Here is a 17577-nt window from a genome sequence, read left to right as displayed (position 1 = left end):
GGTCAGCAGGTGGCGCCGGGGCGGACCGGCTTCAGGGCGACGAGGTAGTCGTCGACGGCGTTCGTCACGCAGGCGTTGGCGCGGCCGTACGCGGTGTGGCCCACGCCCTCGTACGTCAGCAGCATGCCGCCGGGGAACTGCGCCGCGAGGCTCTCCGCCTCCTCGTACGGGGTGGAGGGGTCGCCGGTCGTGCCCACCACCAGGACCGGCGGGACGCCCTCGGCCCGGACGCGGTGCGGCCGCTGCGTACCGGCCGGCCAGTCCTTGCAGGCCAGCGCGTCGATGACACTCGCGGCGCCGTACACGCCCGCGGCCTTCTCGGCGGGGGCGAGCGCGTCCCAGTACGGCTCGGCGCTCCGGGGGTGCGGGGTGTCCAGGCAGGTGACGGCGAGGAGAGCCGCGTCCTCGTTGTCCGCCGGGACCTCCCCACCCGCCGGGCCCTCCCCGCCCGGCGCGTCGGTCGGGGCTTCGGCCGGGGCGTCGCCGTTCTCACCTTCCCCGCCCTTCTCGCCGTCGTCCTCGCCGTCGTCGGAGGACCCGCCCCCGTCCGCCAGCGCGGCGAGCTTCGTACCGTCGCCGCCGTCCGCCGCGGCCAGCGCCTCCGAGAGGCCCTTCCACTGGTCCTCGGGCGTGTACATCGCCATGGACACCACGTCGAGGAGCACCCGCGCGTCGACCCCGATCTCCGACCCGTCGACCGGGAGCGGGGCGCGCGACGTCCGCGCGTACAGCCCGTCGATCAGCGCGCGTATCTCCTCCGGGGTCGTACCGGGGCATCCGCCGGCGCCCACGATCTCGGCGCAGTGCGTGGCGTAGTCGTCGACGGCCCGGCGGAAGCCCACGGCCTGGCTCTCGGCGCGCCCGCGCCAGTCCAGGGCCGGGTCCATCGCACCGTCGAGGACGAGCGCGCGGACCCGCCGCGGGAACTGCTCGGCGTACGACGTGCCCAGACTCGTCCCGTACGACCAGCCCAGGTAGGTGAGCCGGGACTCGCCGAGCGCGGCCCGGAGGACGTCCAGGTCACGGGCCGCGTTCTCGGTCCCGACGTGCCGCAGGATGTCTCCGCTGCGCTCCACGCACTCGGCCGCGGCGGACCGGGCGTCGGCGAGGGCGTCGGCCCGCTCGGCCTCGGTACGGGGGCGCAGCGGACGCTCGGCCGCCGCGGCGGCCTCCTGCTCCCCGTCCGGGGCTTCCTCCTCCTCGCCGCAGGTCAGGGCCGGAGTGCTCTCTCCGACGCCCCGCGGGTCGAAGGAGACGATGTCGAACCGCTCGCGGACCGGGGCGCCGAAGGAGTCCGCGGCGCCCTCCTTGAGGAACGCCACGCCGGCCGCGCCCGGACCGCCGGGGTTGTAGACGAGCGAGCCGATACGCCGGGCCGGATCGGCGGTCACCGCCTTCGCCACCGGCAGGACGAACGTCCGACCGTTCTCCGGGTGGGCGTAGTCCATGGGGACCGTCAGGCGCGCGCACCGGAACTCGCCGCACGCGGTCCACGCGAGCTTCTGCGTGTAGAACGACCGCAGATCGGGGCGCGTGGCGGGGTCGACGGGGGCGGCGGCCCGGCCGGGGTTCTTCGCCGCCGGCTCCGCCGTGCAGGCGGACAGGCTCGCGGCGCCGAGCACGGCGAGGGTCAGGGCGAGGGCGGGGTGACGACGGACAGCGCGCTTCAACGGAATGCTCCTGGGAGGCCTGGGTGCGGTGCGCCCCAGCATCGCCTGGCGATGCTGAGGTTTTCCTGAAGGAGCGTTCAGGCCTCGGTGGGCAGGCGCAGGACGAAGCGCGCGCCCCCGCGTTCACCCGGCCCCGCCGAGAGGCTCCCGCCGTGCGCGTGGGCGACCCAGGAGGCGATGGACAGGCCGAGACCGGTCGACCCCGACCCGCTGCGGAACCGCTCGAACAAGGAATCCGCCACCCCCGGAGGCAGCCCCGGACCGGCGTCCTCGACCGTCACCGTGCCCCCGCGCCCGACCTCGATCCGGACATCGGCCGGCACATCGGGGGCGTGGCCGTGGACGAGCGCGTTGCCCAGGAGGTTCGCCACGGCGCGCCGCACGAGATCGGGATCGGCCACGACGACCGTCTCCTCGGCCCGTACCGTCACCCGGTGCCCCTCCGCCGGGGTGTCCTCGACCACCGCCTCCACCAGCTGGTCCAGCCGCAGCGGCTCCCGCGCGAGCGTCTGCACCCCGGTCATCAGCCGGGCCCGGGTCAGCAGCCCGTCGACGAGGCCGCCCATGCCGTCCGCGAGCCGCATCGTCCGGCGCAGCACCTCGCCGCTGTCGGTGTCGCCGCGCAGAGCGGTCTCGGCGAGCATGCGCAGCGAGGCGACCGGGGTGCGCAGATCGTGGGCGGCGTCGGCGAGGAACGCCTCCTGCTGACCAAGCGCCGTCAGCGCCGGGCGGATCGCCCGCCCGGACAGCACATGGCCGACCGCCGCCGACAGCAGCACCAGGACCGCGCAGCCCGCCGTGAGCAGCCAGGTCGTACGACGGTGATCGGCAACGGCGGCGGAGGTCTCGTACAGGGTGACGACGGCACCGTCCCGGCCCTCGTCGCCCTCCGCGTCGGGCGCGAAGAACGGCTCGGCGAAGAGCCGGACGGGCCGGCCGTCCGCCGCGTGCCGGTCGACCGCGACGACGTCCTCCGTGCGTACGGCCGTCTCGGCCGCCGCCCGTACGTCGGCGGGTCGGGCCGCCAGACAGGGCCGGCCCGGGGCGTAGTCGACGGCCGGCCCCGTGGACCGGTCCCGCGGCACGGAGAGGACGGTCAGCTGAGGGCAGCCGGTGTCCATGGTCGCGACGAGGTCGGTGGTGTCGAGCCGGTCGTTCTCGTCGTACGTGAGCAGGCTGATCGCCTGCGTGGTGTCCAGGTTCATGGCCTGGTCGAGCTGCTCACGCCACCGCGCGTCGTCGCTGCGCACGGCGAGGACGGCCATCGAGACGAGCCCCACGGCACTGGTCAGGGCGAACAGCGCGGTGATCCGTCTGCGCAGCCGCCGGACCCGCCCGGTGGGCGTCAGCGCCTGAGCGCGCCTTCTCACTCCGAGTCCCCGGGAACGAGGCGGTAGCCGACCCCGCGCACCGTACGGATGAGCGGCGGATCGCCGAGCTTGCGGCGGAGCTGGGAGACCAGTACCTCAAGGACGTTGGACTGCGGCTCCGCCATCTCGTCCCAGCAGCTCTCGACCAGCTCGGCCCGCGACACGGCCCGGTCGCCGCGCGCCGCCAGGACCTCCAGGACGGCGAACTCCCGCCGGGTGAGCGTGAGAAGGACGCCCGCGCGACGGACCTGGCGCCGGGCGGTGTCGATCTCCAGGTCGGCGACCCGGTGGACGGGCGGCCGGACGACGGCGGCGCGGCGGCACAGACTCCCCACGCGGGCGACCAGCTCCGGCACGGCGAACGGCTTGACCAGGTAGTCGTCGCCGCCGCTGGCGAAGCCCCCGACCCGGTCGGCGACCGTGTCCCGGGCGGTGAGGAAGAGGACCGGCACGGCCCCGCCCCCGCGCCGCAACTCCGCGACGTACGCGGCGGCGTCACCGGAAGGGAGCATCCGGTCGAAGACCACGCAGTCGTAGGCCGTGACGAAGAGCGCCTCGTCCGCCTGCGGGAGATCCGCGACCTCGTCGACCGCGAACCCGGCGGCCCGCAACGCGGCGGCCACCCCGAAACGCAGATCCCCGTCGTCCTCGACCAGCAGCACCCGCACGGCGCTCACGATATCCGCCCGGCCCGCGCTCCCCGACGACGGCCGGCCGTCGTCGGAACGAAACGGTCCATCCCGGCGGAAGACGGCACCGATCGCCGGCCCGTCAGGTCAACACTCTGTAACGTCAACGGGCTTGTCGGACAGAACACTTCCTTCCGCACCACATCGTCTGGGATCTTGCGTCCACCCCACACATCACACGGCCCGGCGGGCGCCACCCGCGCCACCGGGCCATCGGAGGACGCATTGTTTTCCCACATATCCAGCCGTCTGAGACTCTCGGCCGTCGCTGCCGCAACCCTCGGATCGGCCCTCGCGCTCGCCGCGCCCGTCGGAGCCGCCCACGCCGCGCCGACGACCATCCCCGAGCCCTCCTCCGCCTCGGCGGCCACGACGGCGACGACCACGGCCTCCGCTCCGGCCCCGGCGGCATGGGCCGCGGGCACCCGGGCGTATCTGGTGATCACCGCTCCCGGTGACACGACGGCCGTGCGCACCGCCGTCGCCAACAACGGCGGTTCGGTCTTCGCCTCCTACGACGCCATCGGCGTGATCGTGGCCCACTCGACGTCGGCGAACTTCGCCTCGACGATGCGCGCGGTCAGCGGAGTCCAGCAGGTCGGCGCCACGCGCACCTCCGACATCCCCGCGGACGCCTACAACCCGGCGCTCCCCGCGAACCCCGCGCAGTCGGCGACGACGCTGAACGAGTCCAACCGCTGGGACATGACCCAGATCAAGGCCGACAAGGCCTGGGCCGTCACCACCGGTTCCGCCACGGTCAAGGTCGGCATCCTGGACACGGGCGTCGACGACCAGCACCAGGACATCGCGCCCAACTTCAACGCGGCCGACTCGGTCTCCTGCGCGTACGGCAAGGCGGACACCCGCGCCGGCGCCTGGCGTGACGTCGGCACCCACGGCACGCACGTGGCCGGCACCGTCGCCGCGGCCAAGAACGGCAAGGGCGTCATCGGCGTCGCGCCGGGCGTGAAGATCTCCTCGGTCCGCATCGCCGAACCGACCAGCAGCCTCTTCTTCGCCGAGAACACCATCTGCGGCTTCATGTGGGCCGGCGACCACGGCTTCAAGGTCACCAACAACAGCTATTACACGGACCCGTGGCAGTTCAACTGCCCGGACAACGTGGACCAGGCCGCCATCATCGAGGGCGTCAACCGCGCCCAGGCGTACGCCGAGGGCAAGGGCTCGCTCCAGATCGCCGCGGCCGGCAACTCCAACTACGACCTTGCGAACAAGACGACCGACAGCGAGAGCCCCAACGACTCCACGCCGGTCACCCGCACCATCACCAACGCCTGCATCGACATCCCGACCGAGCTCCCGGGCGTCGTGACGGTCGCCGCCATGGGCAACGGCAACGTCAAGGCCTCGTACTCCAACTTCGGCAACGGCGTCATCGACATCGCGGCCCCGGGCGGTGACGGCACCTCCGGCGTGTACTCGACGCTGCCCGGCGGCAAGTACGGCAGCAAGAGCGGTACGTCGATGGCCTCCCCGCACGTCGCGGGCGTCGCCGCGCTCCTCGCGAGCGTCAACCCGACGTACACCCCGGCCGACATCCGCGCCGCCCTGGCGAGCCAGGCGAACGACACGGCCTGCCCCTCCGACAGCCGCTGCACGGGCACCACGGTCAAGAACGGCTTCTTCGGCGAGGGCCAGACCGACGCGCTGAAGGCGGTCGGCGGCTCGACCCCGCCGCCCGGCGCGTACTTCGAGAACCTCACCGACGTCGCGATCTCCGACAACACCACGGTCGAGAGCCCCATCACGGTCAGCGGCGTGAGCGGCAACGCGCCGGCCACCCTCAAGGTGGGTGTCGACATCAAGCACACCTACATCGGTGACCTGAAGGTCGACCTGGTGGCCCCGGACGGCACCGTCTACACCCTGCACAACCGCAGCGGCGGCAGCGCGGACAACATCCTCCAGACCTACACCGTCAACGCCTCCTCCGAGGTCGCGAACGGCACCTGGAAGCTCCGCGTGAACGACAACGCGAACGCCGACACCGGCCGGATCGACGCCTGGAACCTGACCTTCTAGGTCCCTGGCACGACCGCGGGGCGGGGCCGGAGCATCCATCGCTCCGGCCCCGTTCCCGTTCTCCTTCCCGCTCCCGTTCCCGGGGGCTCAGCCGCGAGGGCGGCCCTTGCCCGTGCGCCGGGGCCGGCCCGGCTCCGGCGCGCTCGTCTCCGTACCGGGGTAGAGGTGATCGACCTCGGGCCGCAGGTCGAGTATGTCGAGGAACTCCGCGAGCTCGGCCCGGTCGGTCGTCCGGCTCGCGAGGGTCCGCCGGGCGGCACGACGGCGATCATCCGGACCCGCCTCCTGCGAACCGTCGTTCTCCTCTGTGAGGTCCATGACGCCGATCCGACCACACCCCGGCGCACCCCGCATCACCCGCGCCGCGCGACGGGAACAGGCGGACGCCGCCGCCCTGCGGCACCATCGAAGACGGACGCCCGTCTGCGAGAGGACCCCGCCGTGGACCCCGCCATGGGCCTCGGCCCCGACGTGCCCGCGCTCGCCCGGGAACTGACCCGGCGGGCCGATCCGCTGCGCCTGCGGCGCGACGTGGAGTTCCTCGCCGACCGCCCCCGCACCAGGAGAGGCGCGCCCGAGGCCATGCTGCGGGCCGAGACCCATGTGACGCGGGAGCTCGCCGCCGCGGGCTGGTGGACCGAGCGGCAGCCCTTCGAGGTGCGATGGCGCCCCGGCTGCACCGACCGCCCCGGCGTCCCCCTGTCGCCCCTCAGGGTCCGCCTGCACCGGCGGCTCGCCGGAACGAACCTGCTGGCAGGGCTGCCCGGAGCGGACGGTCGCCCCACCGTCCTCGTCGGGGCCCACCTGGACACCGTCGAAGGAAGCCCCGGCGCCGACGACAACGCCTCCGGGATCGCCGCCCTGCTGGAGATCGCGCGGCTTCTCGGCGGGCTGCCACGGCCGCCCGCGGTCGCCCTCATGTGCTTCGACATGGAGGAACTGGGCTTCATCGGCGCCCGGGTCGCCGCCCGCGCACTGCGCCGCGAGCGCAGGGTCACCGGCATGATCTGTTTGGAGTCGGTCGGCTGCTTCACGACCGAGCCGGGGACCCAGCTGCTGCCCCCGGGGTTCGGCGCGGTCTTCCCCGGCGTGGCCGCCGCGGTGCGCGCCGACGGGCTGCGCGGCGACTTCACCCTCGTGGTCCACCGGCGCTCGTCGGACGCCGCCGCCCTCCTCTGGGGGCGGGCGGCCGGGGCGGCCGAGCCTCCGATGCCCGCCGTCACCCTGTGCGACCCGCGCCCGGACGGCCCGCTGGGGGCCCTCGCCGGCCTCGCCGTACCGCCGGTCAACCACCTCGGCCGCAGCGACCACGCCGCCTTCTGGAACGCCGGGATCCCGGCCGTCATGCTCACCGCTACGGCGAACTTCCGGAACCCGCGCTACCACCGGCCGACCGACATCCCGGACACCCTCGACTACCGGCGCCTGACGGCCGTCGCCGTCGCCACCGCCGTCACCGCCGCGCTCTGGCGGCCCGCCTCGTGACCTCTCGTGACCCCCCGTGGCGGCCTCGGAGGCGGAAACGGCACCACGGACCTACCGTGGTCGAAGAGCGCGATCACAACCGATCCCCGTCTTCGAGGAGGCTGCGATGGAACAGCGCTTTGTGTGGGTGACCACGCGCCGCATCAAGCCGGGCTCCCTGGAGGAGTTCGAGAGGGCATGGCGCCCCGGGTTCGCTCCGGACGGACTGCTTCAGGCGTTCGCCTACTGGTCCGAGGACGGACAGGAGATCACCGGAGTCTCGCTCTGGAACTCGCAGGAGGCGTGCGACGCCTGGCGGTCCTCCGACGCGGAGCGAGAGCGGCGCGAGGTCATGGCCCCGTACGTCGTGGAGGAGAGCGAAGGCTTCTACCGGGGCGGCGAACTCACGCTTCCCGCACGCTGACCGCGTGGCGCCGCGGCGCTACGGATAGGTTCGTGCGTCGTCCGTGTACTCCCGCGCCCGGTCCCGTACGAGCGCGGGCAGGTTCCCCGACGCCAGGTCCGCGAGGGTCGTGCCCTCCAGGACCTGGCGCAGGCTCGCCCGCACGGCCCGCCACACATCCGGCATGGGCGCGGCCGCGCCCTGGTACTCCAGACCCGTCAGCTTCAGGTCACGCACGCTGACGAGCGGCCCGTCCATCGCCCGGATCACATCGGCGAGGGTGATGTCCGCGGGCGGCCGGGTGAGGATGTAGCCACCCTCCGGGCCCCGCACGCTCCGCACCAGCCGCGCCTGACGCAACTCGCTGAGGACGACGAAGAGGAAGCGGACGGGGATGTCCTGGCGGCCGGCGATGTCCTCCGCCTTCAAGGGCCCGTCGGGGGAGCAGGCCAGCTCCGCCATGGCCCGGACCGCGTAGTCCGTTCTTGCTGAGATCCTCACCGCCTCAATGTCTCACGGCTGGCGCGAAACCGACCCGACCCCCGCGACCGGGACAGGGCGGCCTTGTCATTCCACATTGTTCATCGACATAGTGAACAACGTTGTGCAGCGCCCGCCTTGGCCCGGAGGTGTCCGTGGTGTCCGTGGTACCCGCCCAGTCCGCTCGTCCCCGACCGACCGTGGCGATCGTCGGAGCGGGCGCCGCCGGAGCGCTCGTCGCCGTCCAGCTGTGCGAGACGGCCGCGCGGCGGCGCACCCCCCTCGACCTGGTCCTGATCGACCCCGCGGCGGAGGCCGGGCGCGGTACGGCGTACGCCACCGAGGTCCCCGAGCACCGGCTCAACGTGCCGGTCGGCGGGATGAGCTGCTACCCGGACGACGCCGGTCACTTCCAGCGCTGGCTCTGCCGCCACGGCGAACCCACCGTCACCGCGGCGGACTTCGCCTCCCGCCACCGCTTCGGCTCGTACCTCGCCGACACCCTCGGCCGCGCCATCATCACGGCACACGGCACGGTCGCCGTACGCCGCCTGCGCACGAGGGCGACCGGCTGTACGGAGACGGCCGACGCACGGCTCGAACTCCGGCTCGCCGACGGCGGAACCGTGACGGCCGACAGCGTCGTCCTGGCCACCGGACCCGCCGCAGGCACCGCCGGCTGGGCCACGGCGGAGCTGCGCGGCTCCGACCGGTTCATCGGCCGGCCCTGGGCGCCCGGCGCGCTCGACGCGGTGGGGGAGAGCGACGACGTCCTGCTCGTCGGCACCGGGCTCACCGCCATCGACCTCGCGCTCGTCCTCGACCGGCCCGGCCGCACGGTGCACGCCCTCTCGCGCAGCGGCCTGTTGCCCCAGCCCCACGCCGTCGCCCCGCTGCCTCCCGTACCCCCGCCGCCGGGGCTCACGGCCCTGCCCCTGCACCGGCTCCGTACGGCACTGCGACGGCACCTCACCGCCTCGCTGCGCGACCACGGCGACTGGCGGCCCGCCCTCGACGGGCTGCGGCCCGCGATCGTGGCGCTCTGGCAGGGCCTCACCGACGAGGAACGGGCCGAGTTCCTCGACCGCGACGCCACCCGCTGGAACGTCCACCGGCACCGGATGGCACCGGCCACCGCCGAGAGCATCGCCCGCGCCCGCGCCGCCCGCCGGCTGCGGATCCAGGCCGGCCGGATCGCCTCCGCCGCGCCACTGGACGACGGCCGGCTCGCCGTATCGCTCGGCGACGGCCGGGAACTGACGGTGGGCTGGGTCGTGGACTGCACCGGCCCCGGGCTCCGCATGGGCGCCGACGACCCCCTGTGGGCCGGGCTGCTCGCCGACGGCCTCGCGGCGCCCGGACCGCTGGGGATCGGCGTCGCCACAGACGAGGGCCGGCTGCGCGACGCCCGGGGAGGCAACCACCGGCCGCTGTTCACGCTCGGCGCGCCCCGGCGCGGCGAGCTGTGGGAGACCACCGCGATCCCCGAGATCAGGGCGCAGGCCAGGGACATCGCCGAGGCCGTGCTCGCCCCGCTCACCCCCGCCCCCCGGGCCACGCGCCGCCGGCCCACCGACCAGTTCGGGCTGCCGCTTTCGACCCACGCCGCCGCGGCGGCCTCCTTCCGCACCGGACTCGCCCGGGTCGTCACCGTACGGGCGAAGGCCGCAGAGTCCTTCGCGCGGGCCACCGAACTCGACCCCGGCTTCGCCCTCGGGCACGCCGCGCTCGCCCTGCTCGGGCACGAGGCGGGCGCGGACGTCGACGTGAACCGCGCACTCGCCGACGCCCGGCGCAGCGCGGCGGAACGCGGCGACGAGCGGGAACGCTCGTTCGTCGACGTCGTCGACCGCCGGATCCAGGCACACGACGGCGCCGGGGGAGAGGACGGCGACCGGGCGCTCGTCGACCACCTCGACCGCTTCCCCGCCGATGCCTTCGCCCTCAGCATCGCGGTGCCCACGATCGCGTTCTCCGGCGTCGGCGACCTCGACGGCACGCTCGCGCAGCGGCTGGTGGAGCGCACGGCGCCCGCCTACGAGGGACACTGGTTCCACACCTCGCTCCTCGCCTTCCTCCGCCAGGAGCAGGGCCGCATCGACGAGGCGGGCGCCCTCGCCCGGGTGGCCCTGGCCGCCGAACCCGCCTCCGGGCACGCCGTGCACGCCCTCGCCCACGTCCACTACGAGTCCGGCGACCACCGGGCGGGCCGCGACTGGCTCGACGGCTGGATCGGGGGTCAGGGCCGGGGCGCCGTCCACCGCGCGCACTTCTCCTGGCACGTGGCGCTGCACGAACTCGCCCTCGACGACTCCGACGCGGTACGCCGCCGCTGGTTCGCCCAGCTCGCCCCGAGCCAGGTCAACGGCGTACGGGCGCTCGTCGACTCCGGATCGCTCCTGTGGCGGGCCCGGATGTCGCGGAACTGGACGGGCCGCGTCCCCGCCGACGGCGTCCTCGACGCGGTCGCCGGCGATCTGGTCGAGCGCCCCGCGACCGCGTTCACCGCCCTGCACAGCGCCGTCGCCCTCACCGCCGCGGGCGATCTGCCCGCACTCCGCCGGCTGCGCACCCACGCCAGCGGCGCCGACGCCGTACAGCGGGAGGTCATCGTCCCGCTCTGCCGCGCCCTTGAGGCCGTCCTGGAGGAGCAGTGGACCACCGCGGTGGACGGACTGCGCGGCCTGCTGCCGACCCTGCGCCGCGTGGGCGGCAGCGCCGCGCAGCGCGAAGTCGTCGAGGAGACACTGCTGTACGCCCTGCTGGAGGCGGGCCACAGCGACGCGGCCCGCCACCTTCTGGAAGAGCGCCTGGACCGCCGCGCCTCCCCGCTCGACCGCCGCCGCCTGGCCGACCTGCGCGGGTGAGCACCGGGCTGGGCCGTGCTTGAGAGGTCGGTGACCTGGCTGGTCGGCCGTCCGGGGAAGGCGCGGGCGGCCATCCAGATGGTGAGGTCACGGGCGATGTCGCTGACGCTGGTCGCCGTGGTGACCTCGTGCTCGTTGCGGGTGGTGTGGCGTCGGACGACCTCGTAGCCGCCCTCGTCCAGGACGGCCACCGAGGCGAACCAGAGGGGGTCGTCCTCGTCGGGCTGAATGACGACGAAGGTGTTGTCGGAGTCGTTGAGTTCGCTGATCAGCATGAACAGCGCGTCCTCGGACGGGTCGTCCACGCGGTCGCCGTTCTCGCTGTCGGCGCCGTGGCGCGGCGGTGTCATCGAGGGCACCAACCAGGCGACCCTCCTCCAGGAGGTCGACTGATCCGACCGAGGCCGGCCCCGGCCCGGCCATGATCCGCCGGACAGGCCCTGGCTAGGCGCCCCCTCCCTCGATCAGGCGGTGCAGCAGATCCGCGGCCGCGCGGCCGAACGACGGGTCGTTGAGGTGCGTGTCGATCTCGACGACCTCGACGGCGCTGCCCCTCAGCCCGTCCCGGACCGCGCTGAACAGAGCCTCGTCCACGGCCGGATCGTGGTACGGGCCGCCCGGCGCCCCCAGGGTGGAGAGCCCGCGCAGCGGCAGGCACACCGCCGCCGGGCCGGTGGCGGTCCGCAGTTTCGCCGCGACCCGCGTCCCGAGTTCGGCGCACTCCCCGGCCGTCGTCCGCACGACCGTGATGGACGGGTTGTGCACCCGTACGTCGCGCGTCCGCATGTGCGCCGGGACCGTGTCGGGCGGGCCGAACTTCACCAGGTCCAGCGCGCCCGGGCTCACCACCTGCGGAACCCCCGCGCGCCCGGCGGCGAGCAGTCGGTCGGGACCCGCCGTCAGGATGCCGCCGCAGAGATCGTCGGCGAGCTCACAGAGCGTCAGGTCCAGGACGCCCGCGAACGTCCGCTGCTCCGCCAGCGATTCGAGGGTCCGGCCCCCGGACCCGCTCGCGTGGAAGACCAGCACCTCGTAGTCGTGCTCGGTCAGCCGCTCGCGGGCCGCGTCGACGCCGGGGGTCGTCACGCCCGCCATGCTCGCCGCGATCATCGGCCTGTCGCCCCCGAGGTGGCCGGCCGGCCGCGCCGCCGCGGCGGCGAAACCCCGCGCCATACCGGCGACGGCGGCGACGGCGTTCGCCAGGATCGGGGCCGACAGCCGGTTGACCCCGGCGATGTCGACCACGCTGTACATCATCGTGATGTCCGAGGAGCCGACGTAGCGCGCGACATCGCCCGAGGCCATCGAGGACACCATCACCTTCGGCACCCCGAGCGGCAGCGCCCGCATCGCGCGGGTCGCGATCGACGTACCGCCGCTGCCGCCGAGGGCGAGCACCCCGTGGAGCCTGCCCTCCGCGTGCAGCCGCCGCACGATCTCGGCCGCGCCGCGCGCCATGGCCGTGACGGCGGCGCCGCGGTCCGACTCGTCCCGTAACCGCGTCAGTTCCGTCCCGGCCGCCCGGGCCACCGCGTCGCGCGGGACGTCGGCGGGTATCCGCGCGGTACCGATCACCCCCGTGTCGACCACGAGGACCTCGACCCCGTGGCGCAGCAGCCGCTCGCGCAGCCATCCGTACTCGAGCCCCTTGGTGTCCAGCGTGCCCACCAGCACAACGATCGCCATCCCCGTACTGTCAGCGAAAGTCGGCAGAGCGACAAGACCGTGGCTGCCGGCCGCCAGACGACGCCGCCGCCGTCCGTACGGCGGGACGCCGTCGCCGCGCGCGGGCCGGCTCGGCATACTGACCCCTCTTGATCACCCTGACACCGCAGGAGGAGTCATGACCGCCAGTTTCAAGACCGTCATCGAGGTGGGCCCGGACCATCTCGACCAGGCCCGGGCCGTGGACCGGCTGTTCCAGGAGGCGATCGCCCCGGCGACCGTCAACTTCGACTTCGACAACATCCGGCAGGCCGCCGCCGCCATCCCCGACAGCGACATCGTGAAGATGGTCCGCGGCTGGGGCCTCCAGGAGCACGCCCCCGTCATGGTCATGGTGCTCTCCCTCAAGGAGGCCGTCCGCCAGGCCCTTCCGGGCGAGCTCGCCGACGCCTCCTTCTGGGACACCATCGAGCAGGAGCTCGCCCGCGCGTTCACGGGCCTCGCCGCACAGGAGGGCGAGCCCGGGCTCTCGTACCACGAGGAGGCCACCGACCGCACGAGCTACTACCGCGACCTGTTCTTCGCCCTGCAGGACGAGGAGACCGGCGGGTACCTGTACGCGATCGCCTTCTGTATCGATGTGACGGTCGGTCTGGAGAAGGAGAAGGTGGGCGCCCTGGAGCTCTCGGACGTCGCCCCGTACACGATCCGGCTCAACGCGATCGTCGTGCGCCAGGAGCTCGGCCTCGCCGCCTGAGGCCCCCGCGCCCCCGCCCGAACGTGCGGTGACCCCGCACCGGCCCGCCGTCCCGGGCCGGACCCGCCGGGAACCTAGACTGCCCGCATGGCGAAGTACTTCGACGTACACCCCGAGAACCCCCAGCGGCGCACCATCAGCAGTGTGGCCGACAGCATCCGCTCCGGCGCGCTCGTCGCGTACCCCACGGATTCCTGCTACGCGCTGGGCTGCCGGCTCGGCAGCCGTGACGGCATCGGCCGGATCCGCTCCATCCGCGACCTGGACGACCGCCACCACTTCACCCTGGTGTGCCAGAACTTCGCGCAGCTCGGTCAGTTCGTGCACGTCGACAACGACGTGTTCCGCGCGATCAAGGCGGCGACGCCCGGCAGTTACACCTTCATCCTGCCCGCGACGAAGGAGGTGCCGCGTCAGCTGCTGCACCCGAAGAAGAAGACGGTCGGCGTCCGGATCCCCGACCACGTCGTCGCCCAGGCCCTCGTCGAGGAACTCGGCGAGCCCCTCCTGTCCAGCACGCTGCTCCTGCCCGGCGAGGACGAGCCGATGACCCAGGGCTGGGAGATCAAGGAGCGCCTCGACCACGCGGTGGACGCCGTGGTCGACTCGGGCGACTGCGGTACGGAGCCGACGACGGTCATCGACTTCTCGAGCGGCGAGCCGGAGGTCGTACGCCGCGGGGCGGGCGACACCACACGGTTCGAGTGACCGCGCATGACGGCCATACCCACGAGACTCGCCCTGAGCTTGGCGGCGGCCGCCGTTCTCACCACCGGGTGCGGCCTCGGCGCCGAACTCGACCGAGAGGCCGATCCGGCCCGGACCGGAGCGGGCGCGCGGCCGAAGCCGTCGGTGACCGCTGCCCCGGCCGAGCCGCCCATCACCGGTCCGCGTCCCGGCGCGTCGCCCGCCCCCACGGGCCCGCAGGGCTGCCCGTCCACGGGCGTCCGGGTGACGACCGGCATGGTGAACGCCGCCATGGGGCTGCGTTCCATGCCCGTGACCCTCACCAACTGCGGTGTCCGCGAGCAGCGGTTGAACGGCTACCCCGATGTGCGGGTACGCGACGTGAACCGCGCGCGCATGGACGTCACCGTGCTCAAGGGGCCGGAGCCGATCACCCGGCTCGACGACCCGGGACCGCACCCCGTGACGCTGAAGCCCGGGGAGTCCGCGCGCAGTGTGTTCGTCTGGCGCTACTCCGCCGTCGACGCCGCGAGCCTGCGGGGGAGTGGCGTGTACGTGGAGATCGGCCCGGCCGCCGGGGCGGAGCGCCAGACGGTGGAGCCGGAGGGCGGCCTGGACATCGGTGAGACCGGGCTGCTCGGCACCACGGCGTGGCAGAAGGTCGTCGACTGAGCCGAGCGCCGCCCGGTTCGGCGTGTCCGGCTCGGCGCGTCCTGCTCACTTCCTCCTGCTCACTTCCTCCTGCTCACCTCGTCCTGCTCACCTCGTCCGTCGCAGGCGACCGCCCTTCGCCGCCGCGACCAGTTCGGGCACGGTGCCGAGCTTGACCCGTGGCCGGCCCGCCGCGCGCCCGCGCGCCACCTCGGCCCGGTCGATGGCGGCCAGTCCCCGGGCGTCGACGACCTGCCCGCCGCGCCTGCGCGTCAGGCGCCGAAAGGCCTGGAGGGTGCGGGTCGGCGCGGGCAGGGCGCCGGCGACGGCGTCGGCCAGGAGCGTGCCGATCGTCTCGGCGGCGCAGGTCCGGTTGGCCCCGATGCCGCCCGAGGGGCCGCGCTTGATCCAGCCGACCACGTACGTTCCCGGCATCCCGGCGACGCGGCCGCGCTCGTGCGGCACGGTGCCGGTCGTCGGGTCGAAGGGCAGCCCGGGCACCGGCACACCGCGGTAGCCGATCGCCCGCACGATCAGGCCGGCCGGCACCTCCGACTCCCGTTGACCGTCCGTCACGCGCGCGCCCCGCACACGGCCGTCGTCCCCGAGCAGCGCCACGGGCGCGGAGTGGAACCGGAGCACGATGCGACGAGCGGACGAAGCCGTCGGCGTACGCGACCAGTCCACGGTCTCGCGCGTCACTCCCCGCAGTAGCGCCGCCTTGTCGCAGGGCTCCGCGGCGTCGATCGCCGCGCCGGTCCGCGGATCGTGGTCGTCGACGACCAGCTCCACGCCGGGCAGGTGGGTGAGCGCGAGCAGTTCGGACGCGGTGTACGCGGCGTGCTCGGGGCCGCGCCGCCCGAGCACGACCACCTCGCGCACCCGCGAGGCGCGCAGCGCCGCGAGCGCGTGGTCGGCGATGTCGGTGCCGGCGAGCGTCCGCGGATCCATCACGAGGATGCGGGCGACATCGAGGGCGACGTTGCCGTTGCCGACCACGACGACACGCTCGGCGGACAGGTCGACCGTGTCCGGCGCGACCTCGGGGTGGGCGTTGTACCAGGACACGAACGCGGTCGCCGGGACACAGCCCGCCAGGTCCTCGCCCGGGATCCCGAGCCGGCGGTCGGCGGAGGCCCCCACGGCGTAGACGACCGCGTCGTGGTGCGCGGCGAGCTCCTCCGCGGTGACGTCCTTGCCGATCTCGACGCCCAGGTGCATCCGTACCCGCGGATGGCGGTGGAAGCGGGAGAAGGTGTCGCCCACCTTCTTCGTCGCCGGGTGGTCGGGCGCCACGCCGTAGCGGACCAGACCGCCGGCCACGGGCAGCCGGTCCACCAGGGTGACCTCGGCGTCGGTGTGCAGGAGCAGATCCTCGGCCGCGTACATCCCGGCCGGGCCGGTGCCGACGACCGCGACCCGGAGCGGCGCGAAGTCGGACGGCAGGCTGCGCTCGAAGGCCGGCGCGCCCCAGGCGTGGAAGTTCGGTCCGGGGGTTACGGGTTCGGGCTCCCGGTCCGCGAAGTACGCCGCGTTGATGTCCGCGTACGGCCGCTGCTCCGTGGAGAGGCTGTCCACCGGGAAGATCGCGTCGACCGGGCAGGCGTCGGCGCAGGCGCCGCAGTCGATGCAGGCCTTCGGGTCGATGTGGAGCATCTCCGTGCTGCCGAAGGCACGCTCCTGCGGCGTCGGATGGATGCAGTTGACGGGGCACACGGCGACGCAGGTGGCGTCGCTGCAGCACGTCTGGGTGATGGCGTAGGTCATGTCGTCGGCTCAGCTCGGCTCGATGGGTCGGCTCGGTGGGTCGGCTCGGTCGGTCGGCTCGGGTCAGATCAGGTGGGCGCGCTTGTAGAAGAAGAGCGCGGGCCTGGTGAGGAGCCCGGCCGAGGCCAGGAACTCCATGAGGCCCGAGCAGCTCGAGCGCATCAGCGAGCGATGGTGCTCGTTGGCCTTCGCCTCGGTGACCGCGCGCCGCGTGTCGAGGCCGGCGTACGCGTAGACGTTCCGGTTCACCATGCTGGTGACGATGACGTACGAGGCGACCGCGATCACGAACGCGTTGAGGTGCCGGCGCAGCGGGCCCGCGTGCCGCAGCCGCTTGCGGGTCTCGTCGCGGGCGAACTTCATGTGCCGCGACTCCTCCACGACATGGATGTTGTTGATGGTCCGGACGAAGGGCGCCACCTGCTCGTCGCGCATCCAGTCCCGCTGCATGACGTCGAGGACCTCCTCGGCGACCAGGATCGCGGCGTAGGCGGCCTCGCCGAAGGCGAGGGTCTTGAAGACCCGGCCGAGCTCCATCACCGCCCGGCGCGGCCGGTAGGCCGGGGCGCCCAGCTTCGCCGCGCCGCGCGCGAACATGACGGAGTGCCGGCACTCGTCGGCGATCTCGGTGAGCGCCCACTGGAAGCGCGGGTCGGTGGGGTCCTTGGTGTACATGTCGCGCAGCACCATCTGCTGCAGGATCATCTCGAACCAGATGCCCGTACTGGCCACCGAGGCGGCCTCCTGCCGCGTCAGCTCCTTCTGCTGCGCGTCGTTCAACTCGCGCCAGTACGCCGTGCCGTAGAGCGTGCTCCACTCGGGGCTCGCGCCGTGGAAGTCCTTGTCCAGAGGGGTGTCCCAGTCCACCTCGGCGACCGGGTCGTACGACAGCTGCGCGGCCGAGTCGAGCAGTCGCCGGGCGACCTCCTGCTCGGCGTGCCGGTCCTGGGTCTCCGGCCGGACGGTGCTGCGTGCCATGGTGCGGCTCCTTGAATCGAGACGTCGAGTGCCACCCACGCTTGTTAGACGCGGCGTCTAGCAAGCTGTTAGACGGAACGTAT

15 protein-coding genes and 1 pseudogene are annotated in these 17577 nt (G+C 73.6%); 7 read left to right on the top strand and 9 right to left on the bottom strand.

Features of this window, described 5'->3' with window-relative positions; translation table 11 throughout:
* Positions 1–2: 2 nt before the first annotated feature.
* The 3 genes from FDM97_RS20245 to FDM97_RS20235 form a co-directional block, all read right to left on the bottom strand.
* Positions 3–1670, bottom strand: coding sequence for an alpha/beta hydrolase (locus FDM97_RS20245; RefSeq protein WP_137991787.1), 1668 nt, complete (start codon positions 1668–1670; stop codon positions 3–5).
* 77 nt (positions 1671–1747) lie between these two features.
* Positions 1748–3040: a sensor histidine kinase gene (locus FDM97_RS20240; RefSeq protein ID WP_254705682.1), complete on the bottom strand. Its 1293-nt coding sequence runs from the start codon at positions 3038–3040 to the stop codon at positions 1748–1750.
* A complete protein-coding gene (locus FDM97_RS20235; protein WP_137994929.1) occupies positions 3037–3702 on the bottom strand; it encodes a response regulator transcription factor in 666 nt (221 codons plus the stop codon). Before FDM97_RS20235 ends, FDM97_RS20240 begins: the two co-directional genes overlap by 4 nt.
* Before the next feature lie 252 nt (positions 3703–3954).
* Between FDM97_RS20235 and FDM97_RS20230 the strand changes: the two genes are divergently transcribed.
* Positions 3955–5775: a S8 family serine peptidase gene (locus FDM97_RS20230; RefSeq protein ID WP_175439176.1), complete on the top strand. Its 1821-nt coding sequence runs from the start codon at positions 3955–3957 to the stop codon at positions 5773–5775.
* An 87-nt stretch (positions 5776–5862) separates the two neighbouring features.
* On the opposite strand, the gene FDM97_RS20225 is transcribed toward FDM97_RS20230, so the two are convergent.
* On the bottom strand, positions 5863–6093 hold the full coding sequence (locus FDM97_RS20225) for a hypothetical protein (RefSeq protein WP_137991786.1): 231 nt from the start codon (positions 6091–6093) through the stop codon (positions 5863–5865).
* 123 nt (positions 6094–6216) lie between these two features.
* On the opposite strand from FDM97_RS20225, the gene FDM97_RS36875 reads away from it, so the two are divergent.
* On the top strand, positions 6217–7260 hold the full coding sequence (locus FDM97_RS36875; RefSeq protein WP_284440297.1) for a M28 family peptidase: 1044 nt from the start codon (positions 6217–6219) through the stop codon (positions 7258–7260).
* A 106-nt stretch (positions 7261–7366) separates the two neighbouring features.
* Positions 7367–7663, top strand: a complete 297-nt coding sequence (locus tag FDM97_RS20215; protein ID WP_137991785.1) for an antibiotic biosynthesis monooxygenase — start codon at positions 7367–7369, stop codon at positions 7661–7663.
* An 18-nt stretch (positions 7664–7681) separates the two neighbouring features.
* Here FDM97_RS20215 and FDM97_RS20210 read toward each other — a convergent pair whose 3' ends face one another.
* Positions 7682–8143 (bottom strand): RrF2 family transcriptional regulator, encoded by a 462-nt coding sequence (locus FDM97_RS20210; protein WP_137991784.1) that lies wholly within the window; start codon positions 8141–8143, stop codon positions 7682–7684.
* Between the two features lie 143 nt (positions 8144–8286).
* Here FDM97_RS20210 and FDM97_RS20205 point away from each other — a divergent pair, with 143 nt between their 5' ends.
* On the top strand, positions 8287–10989 hold the full coding sequence (locus FDM97_RS20205; protein WP_254705944.1) for an FAD/NAD(P)-binding protein: 2703 nt from the start codon (positions 8287–8289) through the stop codon (positions 10987–10989).
* A 26-nt stretch (positions 10990–11015) separates the two neighbouring features.
* On the opposite strand, the pseudogene FDM97_RS36510 reads toward FDM97_RS20205, so the two are convergent.
* Together FDM97_RS36510 and FDM97_RS20195 are read right to left on the bottom strand one after the other, a co-directional pair.
* Positions 11016–11294, bottom strand: a pseudogene (locus FDM97_RS36510) (hypothetical protein); the annotation flags it as partial.
* A 139-nt stretch (positions 11295–11433) separates the two neighbouring features.
* Positions 11434–12675 (bottom strand): Tm-1-like ATP-binding domain-containing protein, encoded by a 1242-nt coding sequence (locus FDM97_RS20195; protein WP_137991783.1) that lies wholly within the window; start codon positions 12673–12675, stop codon positions 11434–11436.
* A 157-nt stretch (positions 12676–12832) separates the two neighbouring features.
* Between FDM97_RS20195 and FDM97_RS20190 the strand changes: the two genes are divergently transcribed.
* From FDM97_RS20190 to FDM97_RS20180, 3 genes are all read left to right on the top strand, one after another.
* Positions 12833–13411 carry a Type-2Aa cytolytic delta-endotoxin gene (locus FDM97_RS20190; protein WP_137991782.1) on the top strand — a complete coding sequence of 193 codons (579 nt, stop codon included), beginning with the start codon at positions 12833–12835 and terminating at the stop codon, positions 13409–13411.
* Positions 13412–13498: 87 nt separating this feature from the next.
* The gene (locus FDM97_RS20185; protein WP_137991781.1) at positions 13499–14119 is read left to right on the top strand and encodes an L-threonylcarbamoyladenylate synthase; all 621 of its coding nucleotides are present in this window, start codon (positions 13499–13501) and stop codon (positions 14117–14119) included.
* A gap of 6 nt (positions 14120–14125) precedes the next feature.
* Entirely contained in the window at positions 14126–14770 is a 645-nt protein-coding gene (locus FDM97_RS20180; RefSeq protein WP_137991780.1) for a DUF4232 domain-containing protein, read from the top strand.
* Between the two features lie 87 nt (positions 14771–14857).
* Here FDM97_RS20180 and FDM97_RS20175 read toward each other — a convergent pair whose 3' ends face one another.
* Positions 14858–16516 (bottom strand): FAD-dependent oxidoreductase, encoded by a 1659-nt coding sequence (locus tag FDM97_RS20175; RefSeq protein WP_137991779.1) that lies wholly within the window; start codon positions 16514–16516, stop codon positions 14858–14860.
* Positions 16517–16579: 63 nt separating this feature from the next.
* Positions 16580–17494, bottom strand: coding sequence for an AurF N-oxygenase family protein (locus tag FDM97_RS20170; RefSeq protein ID WP_137991778.1), 915 nt, complete (start codon positions 17492–17494; stop codon positions 16580–16582).
* Positions 17495–17577: the final 83 nt, after the last annotated feature.

This window comes from Streptomyces vilmorinianum, assembly GCF_005517195.1.
GTDB classification, from domain to species: domain Bacteria; phylum Actinomycetota; class Actinomycetes; order Streptomycetales; family Streptomycetaceae; genus Streptomyces; species Streptomyces vilmorinianum.
The sequence above is the reverse complement of the archived record's forward strand: the minus strand, read 5'-3'. Positions and strand labels throughout refer to the sequence as shown.